Consider the following 12,588-nt stretch of genomic DNA (forward strand, 5'->3'; position numbering starts at 1 on the left):
GTCGGCGATATCATGACCGGTTCAGCTCATCCGTCCTGGCTGGCGGTTACACGTGGCAACGCACCGCTTATCGTGAGCCTTCCGCATACTGGAACGGAAATCCCGTCTGAATTTGAGCACGGGCTCGTCTCGGCCTGGCTCGCCCGCAAGGACGCTGATTGGTGGATCGAGCAGCTCTACGATTTTGCAGCTGGCCTTGGCGCGACCGTGATCCGGACGGCGATTTGCCGGACAATCATCGACGTCAACCGCGATCCGTCCGGCATCTCGCTCTATCCCGGGCAGGCGACGACGGAGCTGTGCCCGACGACGACCTTCGATGGTGAACTTCTCTACGAACCGGGCGCAGAGCCGGGCCCTGAGAGCATTGCCGAACGCCGCGCTCGCTTCTTCGATCCGTACCATGCGATGCTTAAGACTGAGATCGATCGCCTGCGCGCAAGGCATCCCGTTGTCGTCGTCTACGATTGCCACTCGATCCGCTCGGTGATTCCGCGTCTTTTCGATGGCACCCTTCCCCACTTCAACATCGGCACCAATGGTGGAACGAGCTGCGCCGCCGCGCTGAGCAGTGCGGTCGAGGCAATCTGCGCCGGAAGTGAGTTCAGCCACGTAGTCAACGGCCGCTTCAAGGGCGGCTACATCACGCGCAGCCTCGGTCGGCCGGAAGCTGGTATTCATACCCTCCAGATGGAACTCGCCTGCCGCAGCTACATGAAGGAGCCGCTCGGCCCGGTTGCGGAAGGCCTGTGGCCGACCGCTTACGACGACACCTATGCCGCGCCCATGCGCGTCGCCCTCATCCGCATTCTTGAAGCCTGCCTGACCTTCGCCACCACCCAACCCTCATCGAGGACCAGCTCATGACTCGCATCGACAATGCCCGCGTCATCCGCGCCGCACGCGGCACGGAGCTTTCAGCCAAAAGCTGGCTGACGGAGGCGCCCCTGCGCATGCTGATGAACAATCTCGATCCCGATGTGGCCGAAAGACCCGGCGAACTCGTGGTCTATGGCGGCATCGGCCGGGCCGCCCGCGATTGGGAGAGCTTCGATCGGATTGTCGCCGCATTGAAGACCCTTGAGAACGATGAGACGCTGCTGGTGCAGTCCGGCAAGCCCGTGGGCGTGTTTCGCACTCATTCCGACGCGCCGCGGGTGCTCATCGCCAATTCCAACCTCGTCCCGCACTGGGCCACCTGGGATCATTTCAACGAACTCGACCGGAAGGGACTCATGATGTACGGCCAGATGACGGCCGGCTCGTGGATCTACATCGGCACTCAAGGCATCGTGCAGGGCACCTACGAGACTTTTGTCGAGATGGGCCGCCGCCACTATGGCGGCGATCTTTCGGGGAAATGGATCCTGACGGCGGGCCTCGGCGGCATGGGCGGTGCACAACCCCTCGCCGCCACCATGGCGGGAGCCTCGTGCCTGGCCATCGAGTGCCAGCCAAGCCGCATCGAGTTCCGTCTGCGCACCGGCTACGTGGACGCGCAGGCCAAGGACCTCGATGACGCGCTGAGCATGATCGACCGCTCATGCAAGGAGAGAAGGCCGATCTCCGTCGCGCTGCTCGGCAATGCCGCCGAAATTCTGCCGGAGCTTGTGCGACGGGGCGTGCGTCCCGATTGCGTGACCGATCAGACATCCGCCCATGACCCGGTCAACGGCTATCTGCCGAAGGGCTGGACACTCGCTGAATGGGAGGCGAAGCGGGAGCGCGACCCGAAAGCCGTGACGGCCGCCGCCAAGCACTCCATGGCGGAGCACGTGCGCGCCATGCTCGACTTCCACAACGCGGGCGTGCCGACCGTCGATTACGGCAACAACATCCGCCAGATGGCGCTGGAGGAAGGCGTCGCCGATGCCTTCGACTTCCCCGGCTTTGTGCCGGCCTATATCCGTCCGCTCTTCTGCCGGGGCATCGGCCCGTTCCGCTGGGCGGCCTTGTCCGGAGATCCGGAGGATATCTACCGGACCGACGCCAAGGTGAAGGAACTGCTGCCCGACAACAAGCACCTGCACAACTGGCTCGACATGGCGCAGAAGCGCATCAAGTTCCAAGGCCTGCCGGCGCGTATCTGCTGGGTCGGCCTCGGCGATCGCCACCGCCTCGGTCTCGCCTTCAACGAGATGGTCGCGAAAGGCGAGTTGAAAGCCCCTGTCGTCATTGGCCGCGATCATTTGGATTCCGGCTCGGTGTCTTCGCCGAACCGGGAGACGGAATCCATGAAGGATGGATCGGATGCGGTGTCCGATTGGCCTCTGCTCAACGCTCTCCTGAATTGCGCCTCCGGCGCAACATGGGTATCGCTCCATCACGGCGGCGGCGTCGGCATGGGCTTCTCGCAGCATTCCGGCATGGTCATCGTCTGCGATGGGACGCCGGAAGCCGCGAAGCGTATCGAGCGGGTACTATGGAACGACCCGGCCACGGGCGTCATGCGCCACGCCGATGCCGGCTACGAGATCGCGATCGACTGCGCGAAAGAACATGGGCTCAACCTGCCGAGCTTGGATTAGGCGGTCGACGATGCGCGTCATTCCCGCGAGGGCCTATCGCCGCATGCCCTGGAAGAATGGCGGCGGCGAAACAGTCGAGATCGCTGTCTCGCCAGAGGGCTCTTCCCTGGATGAGTTCGACTGGCGGGTGAGCATGGCACGGGTGGAAGAGCCCGGACCGTTCTCCACCTTCCCGCAAGTGGACCGCACCCTCGCAATTCTCGATGGTGTGGAGATCGTGCTGCGGTTTTCGAGGCAAGAGACGGTGCATCTCACCCCGGCATCGGCCCCCTACTCCTTTGCGGCGGATGTTCCCGTCGACGCCGCGCTGACGGATGGTGGCATCACCGATCTCAACGTGATGTCCCGCCGCGGCCGTGTCCGGCATCGTCTTCGCCGGATTGCGATTTCGGGGTCAGTCACATTGAGCCGCGAGGGCGACGAGATCGTTCTTCTCGTGCTGAGAAGCGACGTCCGTGTGAAGGTCGGCGACACCGAGACCCGGGTTGCCAGTGGCGACACGGCGGTATTGGCCTCCTCTTCAACTGGCGCCATCGAGATCGCGCCGGTCCTCTCTGCGGCTACGGTCTTCGTGATCGATTTCTGGCGTCAATAGCTTTATCGCCAAGGCCGCACAGGGCATGCGCGTACGACTGGCAACCTCGACATCGCCGCCGAGCCGCTCTTGCTTTGATGGCGCTCAGAAAATGAAGCGCGTATTGATGAAGTTGGATTTGTGCTCCGTCACGATGGTATCGAGCAATCGCTTGTTGGGTTCGGTCTGCTTGGTTGCGATCATGGAGCGGATGGAGAACGAGCGCAGTGCGTCGGTAACCGACAGCGTCCCCTCCGCAGAGTCCTTTCGTCCGGTGAACGGGAAGACATCCGGCCCGCGCTGGCACTGACAATTGATGTTCACGCGGCAAACCTGGTTGACGAGAGGATCGACGAGCCGGCCGATCAGGTCCGGGCTCGAGCTGAAGATGCTAACCTGCTGGCCGTGCTCGGAGGTGATGACATATTCGAGGGCGGTTTCGAGATCCTCGAACGGCATCACAGGCACGATCGGCCCGAACTGCTCCTCCCGGTAGAGCTTCATGCCTTCCTTCACCGGATAGACGACCGCAGGATAGAACAGGGTCTTGCACGCGGTGCCACCTCCCTTATTGACGACGCGCGCTCCCGAGGCTTTTGCGTCTTCGAGAAGCTCGGTCATGTGAGCCACCTTGCCGGGTTCGGGCAGCGGTGTGATGCTCACCCCCTTTTCCCATGGCATGCCGACCTTCAGCTTGCCGAGCTCCTCACTGAAGCGTTCCAGGAAACGCTCGGCAATCGATTGATGGACGATCAGCATCTTGAGGGCCGTGCAGCGCTGCCCGTTGAACGAAAGCGTGCCGAGAAGGCACTCCCTGACGGCGAGCTCGATGTCGGCATCGGGCAGGATGATCGCGGCATTCTTGGCATCGAGTCCGAGAATGGCACGCAGGCGATGGGCCTTTGGATGCAGCTTCTTGAGATGATCAGCAACCTTGCTCGAGCCGATCAAGGTCAGGACATTGACTTTGCCTGAATCCAGCAGGCGCGGCACGATGACGGAACCACGACCATACACGGTATTGATCACCCCCTTGGGGAAAGCGCTGCGAAACGCTTCCAAGAGCGGCTGGAAGAGAAGCACGCCGAATTTCGGCGGCTTGAACACCATGGTGTTGCCCATGATGAGCGCAGGGATCAATGTCGCGAAGGTCTCGTTCAGGGGGTAGTTATAGGGGCCCATGCACAGCACGACTCCAAGCGGCGTCCGTCGTATCTGCCCGATCGTCCCCTCGACGACGATGAAGCGGGAGTTGCTGTTGTCGAGTTCTTTCAGCGCATCGATGGTCGCTCGGATGTAGTCGACCGTTCGGTCGAACTCTTTTTCGGAGTCGGCCAGGGTCTTGCCGATCTCCCACATGATCAGGTTGACGACTTCGCTTCGGCGGGCAACCATCTGAGTCGTGAAGTCCTGCATGCAGGCAATGCGTTCTGCGACCGTCATCGTCGGCCAAACGCCACGCCCCTCGTCGTAGGCCGCGACAGCCGCTGCCAATGCTTCCTCAGCCTCCTCCTCTCCGCCGATGGGATAGCTGCCGAGCTCGACTTGCTCCAGTTGACCATCCAGGCCACGCACGCATACCGGTGATCGAACAGTTTCGACGGGGCCGTGCCATGGCTTCAGCTCACCATTGAGGAGGTAATGACGCTGGTGAATCGGGGCAGGCGGGCGATGCTCGGAGGATATTTCGCCCTCGGACGGAAAGAGCAACCTTAGGGTTTCGGAATCGATCATAGCAGGAACCTCCACCTCATTCTGATCATAGGATGTATCAGTGAGCCATCTCGCCAAGACCTCTGTTCGGCACGAAAATCAGGGATGATCGGGAGGCTCGGGAGGAGGTGCAGCCGGGCGGTCCCGACGAGACTCTTCCGAAGGCACATGAGGACATGCTGCATTCTCCCCCAAAAGGAAGGGTTTGCGAGCGGATGATTACGGGCCGGAATGATAGCACCGGAAGACCCGACCGCGATGCCTGCCGATAGCCTTCAGAGGCAGGAATTTCCGGGTCGGCACCAGCGAGGCGTGCAAGATAAGCCCAGCCAGGCAGTCACCCGCGGCCATCATGTCCCGACCCTTGCCGCTGGATCTGCCCTGACAGCCCAATCGGTATCGAGGCCCAGAGCGTGGCAGGCGGGTCCAAGGAAAACACTAAACCGGCAAGGAGAAATCGGCTGAGCAAGCCAAGCCGTTCTTCAGATTCTCGGCCGCCTGAGGCAGCGGAAGGTGCCTTTTAAAAGGCTAAATGCCTGAAAAACACGAGCTTTCAGGCAAGATCGAAAGAACCTGGACTTTTCGGAGGATATTTGGTGGAGCCAGGCGGAATCGAACCGCCGACCTCTTGAATGCCATTCAAGCGCTCTCCCAACTGAGCTATGGCCCCACGCTGGCCGCGGTGTTTGGGGCACCGCGGAAAGGGTCGCTGCCGAGGCAGCGGCGTTTCTATAGTCGGGTCCGACGTGAGGTTCAAGCCTCTTCGTCGTCTTCGATGTCGCTATCGATCAAATCCGACACGTCATCGTCACCTTCCTCTTCATCTTCAAGGAAAGTGTCGTCGTCGGCAACGTCGTCACCCACGTCGATATCGTCGTCGGAGGGGAGATCCTTATCGGCTTCGCTCGCCTCGACCTCGTCGAGGGAGACCATTTCCGGTCCCACCGATTCGAGCTCCGTCTCATCTTCGTCACTGGCCGCACGCGCGACCACAGGCGCGGCGACGCGGCTCAGGGCGGTAGCCTGGAAGACGGTGCCGCATTTCGGGCAGACCGCAGGATCCTTGTTGAGATCGTAGAATTTCGCGCCGCAGCTCATGCACTGGCGCTTCAAGCCGAGTTCCGGTTTGGCCACGGGTTATGCCTCAAAGTGGATAGTTGGGAAGGCTCCGTTAGTCGCGGGAACATCCCTTGTCAAATAAGAAATTGCAGGAGAAGCCCCGCCCCTGTCACGCTGCGGGATGACGGCACCGAAAGCCCGTGTTAGGAGCCGCCCCAGAATAGGGACGAAAGGGGCGAGCATGTCGCACGCGCATGGCAAGGCATCACCGGTCGCAAGCAAGGCCGGAATGGCTCTGAAGGGCCGCATCCGCGTTCCGGGCGATAAGTCGATCTCGCACCGGTCCATGATTTTCGGCCTTCTCGCCATCGGAGAAACCCGGGTCGAGGGCCTTCTCGAAGGCGACGACGTGCTGCGAACCGCCGAGGCCTGCAGGGCCCTGGGTGCCACGATCACCCGGGAGGCCCCAGGACGCTGGCGCATCCGGGGCGTCGGCATCGGCGGCCTGAGCGAGCCTTCGGGCGTTCTCGATTTCGGCAATGCCGGCACCGGCTCCCGTCTCATGATGGGCGTAGCCGGCAGCCATCCCATCACTACGACTTTCGACGGGGACGCTTCCCTGCGCAAGCGCCCCATGCGCCGCATCCTCGATCCTCTGGTCAAGATGGGCGTCACGGTGGTCAGCGAGACCGAGGGCGGGCGCGTGCCGCTGACCCTGCGCGGGCCGCGCGAGACGATTCCGATCACTTATGAAACCCCGGCCGCCTCGGCCCAGATCAAATCCGCCATTCTGCTCGCCGGCCTCAACTCCCCGGGCCGCACGACCGTGATCGAACGCGAGGCCACCCGCGACCACACAGAGCGGATGCTGCGCCATTTTGGCGCGAACGTGGAGGTGAAGCCTCACGGGGAGGATGGCCGCGCCATCACGCTCCAGGGCCAGCCCGAGCTTCGCGGTTCGACCATCGTGGTCCCGACCGACCCCTCCTCTGCGGCCTTCCCCATCGTCGCGGCCCTGATCACGCCAGGCTCCGACGTGGTGATCGAGGGCGTGATGATGAATCCGCTCCGCACGGGTCTTATCACGACGCTCCTGGAGATGGGCGCTTCCATCGAACGCCTGAACGAACGCAACGAAGGCGGCGAGACCGTAGCGGACCTGCGGGTTCAGGCAAGCCGCCTGACCGGCGTGACGGTTCCGGCGGCCCGGGCTCCCGCCATGATCGACGAATATCCGGTCCTGGCCGTGGCCGCCTCCTTCGCCGAAGGAACGACTCGGATGCAGGGGCTTCACGAACTGCGCGTCAAGGAATCTGACCGCCTGGCTGCCGTCGCGGCAGGCCTCTCCGAGGCGGGCGTCCGATACGATATCGAGGGGGATGACCTCATCGTTCACGGCTCGGGCGGGAAGGTGCGCGGCGGCGGCAAGCCGGTTGCCACCCATCTCGATCACCGCATCGCCATGTCGTTCCTCGTCATGGGGCTGGCGACGCAGGAGCCGATGACGGTGGACGACGGGGCCATGATCGCCACGAGCTTCCCCTCCTTCATCCCGCTGATGCGGGAACTCGGCGCCACGATCAACGACTGAATCGCCCCATGATCATCGCCATCGACGGCCCCGCCGCCTCAGGCAAAGGAACGCTCGGCAAGCGCCTCGCGGACCATTTCGGTTTCGCGCATCTCGATACGGGCCTGCTTTATCGCGCGGTCGCCGGTGTCCTCCTCGACCGGGGCACGCCCCTGACCGACAGGGATGCGGCGGCCGAAGCGGCTGAAAATCTCGATGTCAGCCATCTCGACGCGCCCAATCTCCGGGGAGCCGAGATGGGTGAAGCCGCCTCGGTGATCTCCGCCTATCAGCCCGTCCGTGACGCTCTTCTTGCCTTCCAACGTCAGTTCGGCAGCCAGGAACCGGGAGCGGTCCTCGATGGGCGGGATATCGGGACCATCGTCTGCCCCGATGCGGATGTGAAGCTCTTCATCACCGCGACCCCGGAGGAACGGGCGCGCCGCCGGCACGTGGAACTCCTGCGTCGGGGCGAGAACGTGGAATACGAACCGATTCTTTCGGATATTCGCCGCCGGGACGAGCGCGACATGAACCGAGCCACCGCGCCGCTCAAGGCCGCGGCCGACGCGATCACCCTCGACACGACCCATCTCGATGCCGATGCCGCCTTCTGGGCTGCCTTGGCTATTGTGGAGAAAAGCGCCCCCAAAACTTGACCTTGCCTTAGGACAAGAAGCTGGCACACTTCCAGAACCAGTCCGGCTCCCAAGAGGAGATCACCGATGGTTCGCTCCGGCTTCACACGTCTTGCCGCAGGATTTGGTTTGGTCTTGGCGTCGCTGATTGCGATGCCTGAGGCCCGGGCCCAGGCGGAAGTGGACCTCGCCCTTGTCGTGGCGGTGGACATTTCCTTTTCCATGGATACCGAAGAGCAGGCTCTGCAGCGGGAAGGGTTCGCCCAGGCCTTCCGCTCTCTCCCCGTTCATGAGGCGATTCGGGGCGGCATGCTGGGCAAGATCGCCGTCACGTATGTGGAATGGGCCGGGACATCCGATCAGAAGGTGATCATTCCCTGGACCATCCTCGACAATTCCGAAAGCCTGATGGCCTTCGCGGACAGGATCGCCTCAACGCCTTTGAGCCGCGCACAACGGACCTCGATCTCCAGCGCCATCGATTTCAGCGTGAAGCTTTTCGATGAGCTTGGTGCAGCTGCGACCCGGCAGGTGATCGACGTATCCGGGGATGGGCCCAACAACCAGGGCCGTGGTGTGGAACAGGCCCGTAACGATGCGCTCGCCAAGCGCATCACCATCAACGGACTGCCGATCATGCTGCGCAAGCCCGGCTATCTCGACATCCCCGATCTCGATGCCTATTACAAGGATTGCGTCATTGGAGGTCAGGGGGCATTCATGGTTCCGGTTCGCGAGCGCGACCAGTTCGTCAACGCTATCAAGACCAAGATCCTCCTCGAGGTTGCCAACCTCACGCCCCCGAAAGCCTTGATCGAGCGCGTCCAGAATCCTCTACGCGCCAATTGCCTGACCGGCGAGATGCAATGGCGCGATCGCTGGAACAACTGACATAGACCGATCATGCAAAAATTGACCTTGGCGCTCGTGGCACACGACGCCAAAAAGGACGACATGGCCGATTTCGTCGACATGTACGAAGATGCCATTCGCCCCTTCACGCTGTTTGCCACCGGAACGACCGGCGGACGCGTCATGGAGCGTTGCCCATCCCTCTCGGTTACGCGCCTGAAGAGCGGGCCGCTCGGCGGCGATCAGCAGATCGGCGCGATGATCGCGGAGGGCAGGATCGACGCCCTGTTCTTCTTCGTCGACCCTCTGTCGCCCCACCCGCATGATGTGGACGTGAAGGCGCTGATGCGCCTCGCCCTCGTCTACAATATCCCGATGGCGCTCAACCGCGCCACGGCGGAACGGCTGATCGCCACCTTCGATCCTTAAGTCCCACGCGGCTTGGCCCGCCGGGTCGGCGGAGCGGTGAGCGGATCCTCGGGCCAAGGATGCTTGGGATATTGCCCGCGCATATCGGCACGTACCGCCGCCCAGGAGCCACGCCAGAAGCCGGGCAGATCGCGGGTGATCTGGATCGGGCGATGGGCGGGCGAAAGAAGATGCAGGATCAGAGGGACGCGCCCTCCGGCAATGGTCGGATGCTTGTCGAGGCCGAACAGCTCCTGCACCCGCACGGCCAGAACTGGCCCTTCCTCCGCTCCGTAATCGACCGGGACCTGCGAGCCGGTCGGCACCCCCACATGGGTTGGCGCCTCCGCGTCGAGCCGCCGCTGGAGGCTCCATGGCAGCAGTCCCCTTACAGCCTCGCTCAGGAGGTCGGGACCGATTTCGCCTAAACCGCTTTTGCCGACGAGGTGGGGCGCAAGCCATTCCTCCGCCGTCGCAGCCAGTGCCTCATCGGACAGATCCGGCCATTCATCTCCCTCCGCATGGCGAAGGAACAGCACCCGCTCGCGCCACTGCGCCAGCGCCTTCGACCAGGGCAGAGCATCGACGCCCAAGGAAACGAGACCGGCGGCAAGGGCTCGCGCCGCCTCCTCTGTCGCGGGAACAGGCAGGGGGCGCTCGTTCATGGTCAGAGCCCCGTAGCGCCGCACGGCGCGGGCGCGCAGGGCTTTGGCCTGCCGGTCGAAAGCGATCTCGTCGCGGCGCTCGATCCCCTCTCCGAGGAGGGTTTCGATTTCATCGGGCGCGATGGGCGCGGCGGCCAGAATTCGTGCCGAAGCGGCCCCGCCCGCAATCTCCGCGATGGCGAGATAGGGCTCCTTGGCCAGGCGCTCATGAGGCTCGAGCACGGCGCCTCGCCCGTTGGCCATGAGGTACTCTCCTTGCTTTCCCCGCGCCTTGGCGAGGCGATCCGGGTAAGCGAGCGTCAGAAGGGCTCCGGGAGAAAGCTCGCTCTTCGGGGAAGAAGCTTTGGGGACGCCCCGCGCCCAACCCTCGGCCATGCGCCGCATGTCTTCCGCGCGCCGGGAGCGGTCGCGGCGGAAGCGTTCGACACGCTCGGACAGATCCACCGCATCCCCACCAAGGCCCCGTTCGACGAGAACGGCAGCGAGGTCGGCCGCATCACGGGCCTGTCCTGTCTCGCCCGCGGTCAGCACCATTCGCGCCAAGCGCGGCGGCAAGGGCAGGTCGCGCAAATGCCGGCCGGTTTCCGTGATCCATCCCTCGTCATCGAGGGCGAGCAATTGCTGCAAGAGCGCTCTCGCCTCCTTCAGGGCCGGAGCTGGAGGCGGGTCGAGGAAGGACAGCGTCGTCGGATCGGCGACACCCCAGGCGGCGCAATCGAGAAGAAGCGGCGCGAGATCAGCGGACAGGATTTCCGGACGGGCAAAGGCCTCCAATGCCCCGGTCGCGGCCTCCTCCCACAGACGATAGCAGATTCCAGGCTCGGTTCGCCCTGCACGGCCCCGCCGCTGGTCGGCGGCGGCGCGGGACACCCGTACGGTCTCGAGCCGCGTCAGGCCGATATCCGGCTCATAAACCGGCACGCGGGCGAGCCCTGAATCGACGACGACCCGCACGCCCTCAATGGTGAGCGAAGTTTCGGCGATGGAGGTGGCGAGCACCACCTTGCGGCGGCCGGATCTCGCCGGGCTTACCGCGAGATCCTGCTCGGCCCGGTCCATGGCGCCATAAAGCGGAGCGACATCGATCATCGAATCGGTGATGCGCTCGCGCAGAAGCGCCTCCACCCGGCGGATTTCGCCCTGCCCAGGCAGAAAGACCAGGATCGAGCCGGGCTCGGCTCTCAAAGCCCGCGTGACGGCCTCCGCGACCTGGTCCTCGATGCGCCGGTTCGGATCGCGTCCGAGATAGCGGGTTTCAACCGGGAAAGCCCGCCCCTCGGATTCGATGACGGGCGCATCGGCGAGAAGCCTGGCGACCCGCGCGCCATCGATGGTCGCGGACATGACGAGAAGGCGAAGATCCTCCCTCAGGCCGCCCTGCGCATCGAGCGCCAGCGCAAGACCGAAATCGGCATCGAGAGAGCGCTCGTGAAACTCGTCGAAGAGAACGGCGGCGATGCCTTCGAGCGAGGGATCGTCGAGGATCATGCGGGCGAAGACGCCCTCGGTCACCACCTCGATCCGCGTCCTGCGGCTGATCTTGGAACCGAGACGCACGCGAAGGCCAATCGTTTCCCCGACCGCCTCGCCCAGGGTCTGCGCCATGCGGTCCGCCGCCGCGCGGGCGGCAAGCCGGCGCGGTTCGAGGATAATGAGTTTCCTGCCCTCGACCCAAGGCTCGTCGAGCAGGGCAAGCGGCACCCGCGTGGTCTTGCCCGCGCCGGGCGGCGCGACGAGCACCGCATTCGGGTGCGCCCGAAGGCTCGCCGTCAGATCGGCGAGGACGATATCGATCGGCAACGAGGTGTCAAAGGCGCGCATGACCGCCTGATGGCCCATGCGCGGCCCGAGGGCAAGCGGGTCTGCGGCTGCACCACCCTGCCCTGCAGGCGAATCCAAAGCGGGATGACACGCGCATTCTCGTTCGCCTCCGGAATGACAGGAGGCGGCAGTCGTTAGACAGGAAACCCATGCTGACGCAGCTCGGCCGCCAGATCTACGCTCTCCACGAAATGGATCGCGTGCATGCCGACCGCCTTCGCGCCTTCCACATTGGCCTTCGAATCGTCGATGAAGATGCAATTCCCGGCTTCCAGGCCATATCGGCTAAGCAGCAGATGATAGATCGCCGGTTCGGGCTTCAGCAGGCGTTCGTCGCCTGAGACGATGATGCCATCGAAACCCGCCAGGAATGGATAGAGCTTCTTCGACAGGTCGAGCTTGGGCGAGGAAAAATTCGTGATGCAGTAGTTCGGCACCCCGGCTTCGCGCAGGCGGCCCAGGACTGCGACATTCGCCTCGATCACGCCCGAGACTGTCTCTTCCCAGCGGTCGTGATAGGCGCGGATGGCGGTTTCGTGCCCGGGGAAGTCCTTCACGAGAAGGGCCACCGCCTCTTCCCAATCGCGGCCCCGGTCCTGCTCGAGGTTCCACTGGTTGGTGCAGATCGTGGAAAGGAACCACTCCATCTCCGCCTCGTCGGAAAAGACCTTGCGATACAGGTTGCGCGGGTCCCAGCGCAAAAGGACGTTGCCGATATCGAAAACGACGGTGGCGGGCTTTTGAGCAGACATGGTTTTCC

General features: G+C 63.6%; 11 protein-coding genes and 1 tRNA gene. 7 read left to right on the forward strand and 5 right to left on the reverse strand.

The features are described 5' to 3' along the window. Positions 1 to 12: 12 nt before the first annotated feature. From hutG to AB4Y97_RS11080, 3 genes are read left to right on the forward strand one after another with little or no spacing between them, the layout of a single operon-like run. Entirely contained in the window at positions 13 to 867 is an 855-nt protein-coding gene (gene hutG, locus AB4Y97_RS11070) for an N-formylglutamate deformylase (protein WP_441999104.1), read from the forward strand. Beyond that, positions 864 to 2,528, forward strand: a complete 1,665-nt coding sequence (hutU, locus tag AB4Y97_RS11075) for a urocanate hydratase (protein WP_441999105.1) — start codon at positions 864 to 866, stop codon at positions 2,526 to 2,528. Before hutG ends, hutU begins: the two co-directional genes overlap by 4 nt. 10 nt (positions 2,529 to 2,538) lie before the next feature. Then, the gene (locus AB4Y97_RS11080) at positions 2,539 to 3,123 is read left to right on the forward strand and encodes a HutD/Ves family protein (RefSeq protein ID WP_441999106.1); all 585 of its coding nucleotides are present in this window, start codon (positions 2,539 to 2,541) and stop codon (positions 3,121 to 3,123) included. A gap of 84 nt (positions 3,124 to 3,207) precedes the next feature. Here AB4Y97_RS11080 and AB4Y97_RS11085 read toward each other — a convergent pair whose 3' ends face one another. From AB4Y97_RS11085 to AB4Y97_RS11095, 3 genes are all read right to left on the reverse strand, one after another. Continuing rightward, positions 3,208 to 4,836 carry an NADP-dependent glyceraldehyde-3-phosphate dehydrogenase gene (locus AB4Y97_RS11085; protein WP_441999107.1) on the reverse strand — a complete coding sequence of 543 codons (1,629 nt, stop codon included), beginning with the start codon at positions 4,834 to 4,836 and terminating at the stop codon, positions 3,208 to 3,210. A 573-nt stretch (positions 4,837 to 5,409) separates the two neighbouring features. Then, a tRNA-Ala gene (locus AB4Y97_RS11090) sits at positions 5,410 to 5,485 on the reverse strand. Positions 5,486 to 5,568: 83 nt separating this feature from the next. Further along, entirely contained in the window at positions 5,569 to 5,949 is a 381-nt protein-coding gene (locus AB4Y97_RS11095; protein WP_441999108.1) for a TIGR02300 family protein, read from the reverse strand. Between the two features lie 166 nt (positions 5,950 to 6,115). Here AB4Y97_RS11095 and aroA point away from each other — a divergent pair, with 166 nt between their 5' ends. From aroA to AB4Y97_RS11115, 4 genes are all read left to right on the forward strand, one after another. After that, positions 6,116 to 7,465, forward strand: coding sequence for a 3-phosphoshikimate 1-carboxyvinyltransferase (aroA, locus tag AB4Y97_RS11100; protein ID WP_441999109.1), 1,350 nt, complete (start codon positions 6,116 to 6,118; stop codon positions 7,463 to 7,465). Between the two features lie 8 nt (positions 7,466 to 7,473). Further along, positions 7,474 to 8,103 (forward strand): (d)CMP kinase, encoded by a 630-nt coding sequence (gene cmk / locus AB4Y97_RS11105; protein WP_441999110.1) that lies wholly within the window; start codon positions 7,474 to 7,476, stop codon positions 8,101 to 8,103. A 66-nt stretch (positions 8,104 to 8,169) separates the two neighbouring features. Continuing rightward, complete coding sequence (locus AB4Y97_RS11110) at positions 8,170 to 8,973, forward strand: DUF1194 domain-containing protein (protein WP_441999111.1); 804 nt, start codon at positions 8,170 to 8,172, stop codon at positions 8,971 to 8,973. A 12-nt stretch (positions 8,974 to 8,985) separates the two neighbouring features. Further along, positions 8,986 to 9,363 (forward strand): methylglyoxal synthase, encoded by a 378-nt coding sequence (locus tag AB4Y97_RS11115; RefSeq protein WP_441999112.1) that lies wholly within the window; start codon positions 8,986 to 8,988, stop codon positions 9,361 to 9,363. Here AB4Y97_RS11115 and hrpB read toward each other — a convergent pair. Continuing rightward, on the reverse strand, positions 9,360 to 11,828 hold the full coding sequence (gene hrpB, locus AB4Y97_RS11120) for an ATP-dependent helicase HrpB (protein WP_441999113.1): 2,469 nt from the start codon (positions 11,826 to 11,828) through the stop codon (positions 9,360 to 9,362). The two genes, AB4Y97_RS11115 and hrpB, sit on opposite strands and share 4 nt — an antisense overlap. 134 nt (positions 11,829 to 11,962) lie before the next feature. Continuing rightward, complete coding sequence (locus AB4Y97_RS11125) at positions 11,963 to 12,580, reverse strand: HAD family hydrolase (protein ID WP_441999114.1); 618 nt, start codon at positions 12,578 to 12,580, stop codon at positions 11,963 to 11,965. Positions 12,581 to 12,588 lie beyond the last annotated feature (8 nt).

Origin of the sequence: Microvirga sp. 2TAF3 (genome assembly GCF_052114965.1) — a bacterium.
Taxonomy (GTDB): domain Bacteria; phylum Pseudomonadota; class Alphaproteobacteria; order Rhizobiales; family Beijerinckiaceae; genus Microvirga.

What these genes read in the sequence shown, in the direction of transcription:
- AB4Y97_RS11080 (WP_441999106.1), top strand. Translation starts at nt 2,539, where the DNA reads ATGCGCGTCATTCCCGCGAGGGCCTATCGCCGCATGCCCTGGAAGAAT.
- AB4Y97_RS11110 (WP_441999111.1), top strand. Translation starts at nt 8,170, where the DNA reads ATGGTTCGCTCCGGCTTCACACGTCTTGCCGCAGGATTTGGTTTGGTC.
- AB4Y97_RS11125 (WP_441999114.1), bottom strand. Translation starts at nt 12,580, where the DNA reads ATGTCTGCTCAAAAGCCCGCCACCGTCGTTTTCGATATCGGCAACGTC.
- AB4Y97_RS11115 (WP_441999112.1), top strand. Translation starts at nt 8,986, where the DNA reads ATGCAAAAATTGACCTTGGCGCTCGTGGCACACGACGCCAAAAAGGAC.
- hutG (WP_441999104.1), top strand. Translation starts at nt 13, where the DNA reads ATGACCGGTTCAGCTCATCCGTCCTGGCTGGCGGTTACACGTGGCAAC.
- aroA (WP_441999109.1), top strand. Translation starts at nt 6,116, where the DNA reads ATGTCGCACGCGCATGGCAAGGCATCACCGGTCGCAAGCAAGGCCGGA.
- hrpB (WP_441999113.1), bottom strand. Translation starts at nt 11,828, where the DNA reads ATGCGCGCCTTTGACACCTCGTTGCCGATCGATATCGTCCTCGCCGAT.
- hutU (WP_441999105.1), top strand. Translation starts at nt 864, where the DNA reads ATGACTCGCATCGACAATGCCCGCGTCATCCGCGCCGCACGCGGCACG.
- cmk (WP_441999110.1), top strand. Translation starts at nt 7,474, where the DNA reads ATGATCATCGCCATCGACGGCCCCGCCGCCTCAGGCAAAGGAACGCTC.
- AB4Y97_RS11085 (WP_441999107.1), bottom strand. Translation starts at nt 4,836, where the DNA reads ATGATCGATTCCGAAACCCTAAGGTTGCTCTTTCCGTCCGAGGGCGAA.